The following is a 1155-nucleotide window of genomic DNA, read 5'->3' as shown; positions in this document are numbered from 1 at the left end:
GCTTCCATGTCCGCCAGGGCCCTCGGCGTGTCGGTGAGGTCCGTAGCGCACACCCCCGCCAGGGTGGCCCGCAGCCGGTCCGGGTAGTCCGCGTGGACCTCCTTGTGGGTGGCCGCGTACAGGCGCACTCCCAGCCGCTCGGCCGCCTCGACGAGGAAACGCCCCGCGTTCCCCATCGGCTCGATCACCAGCACTCCCGGCCCGCGCGGACCCGCCCCGAATTCCATTCCTCCAGCAAAGCCGTGGGACGCGCGTCGCGGCTATGGGCCTGATCGACGAAAACAACTCGCCTCGCGGCACAGCCCTTTGGAGCATGCAACAACGAACTGGTCAGTAGGTACGGGGTATTTGGTGCGCCCACCCGATGGATCCGGACAAGCGTTGCGTGATCGGATCGCCAGGCTGGGCAAACCCGCGCCCGCAAACCCGTACGGGAAGGCAGCACCGTGACCAGTAGCCTGCACCAGCAGCTCGCCGACCACATCGCACAGGGCGTCATTCCGCCCTACCAGTACTCGTACCCGCCCCGCTCCACCTACCGCCCCCTCCCGGAGGGCAAGTGGAGCGTCCCCGACGTGTGGGCGATGGATCTCGCCAACTACCAGGTCCCCGAGCTCAACCTCTACCTGCACGTCCCCTTCTGCGACCGCAAATGCGGCTTCTGCAACCTCTACACCATCATCAGCACCGACGAGGACGTCTACGACGCCTACACCGACGCCCTCTGTACCCAGATCCGCGATCACGCGGAGATCATCCAGGCCCGCCGTTTACGCACGATCTACATCGGCGGCGGCACGCCCGCCCTGCTCAAGCCCCGGCACTTCGAGCAGATCTTCACCACCATCGGCGAGATCTACCCCAACTGGCGCTCCACGGCGGAGGAGGTCGCCGTGGAGGCCACCCCCTCGTCGATCGCCGACGCGCCCGACGAGTTCAAGGCCCTCATCGACATGGGTCTCACCCGCGCCAACGTCGGCATCCAGTCCCTCGTCCCCCGCGAGATCCGCGAAGCGGGCCGGGGCGGCGAGGACGAGGACGTCATCCGCCGCGCGGTCCGCACCGCCCACGAACTCGGCCTGCCGGACCTGTCCACCGACCTGATCATGGGCTTCGCGGGACAGACCCCCGAGACCTGGCGCCAGAGCGTGGACG

At 68.1% G+C, this 1155-nt stretch carries 2 protein-coding genes; one reads left to right on the top strand and one right to left on the bottom strand.

What is annotated here, in order from left to right; translation table 11 throughout:
• On the bottom strand, positions 1-227 hold a 227-nt coding region (locus ACFWVD_RS28730), incomplete at its 3' end, for a hypothetical protein (protein ID WP_379248047.1).
• Positions 228-446: 219 nt separating this feature from the next.
• On the opposite strand from ACFWVD_RS28730, the gene ACFWVD_RS28725 reads away from it, so the two are divergent.
• The coding region (locus ACFWVD_RS28725; RefSeq protein ID WP_379248046.1) for a radical SAM protein at positions 447-1155 on the top strand (709 nt) is incomplete at its 3' end.

The organism is Nocardia sp. NPDC058666 (genome assembly GCF_042714895.1).
In the GTDB taxonomy this organism is placed as follows: domain Bacteria; phylum Actinomycetota; class Actinomycetes; order Mycobacteriales; family Mycobacteriaceae; genus Nocardia.
The sequence above is the reverse complement of the archived record's forward strand: the minus strand, read 5'-3'. Positions and strand labels throughout refer to the sequence as shown.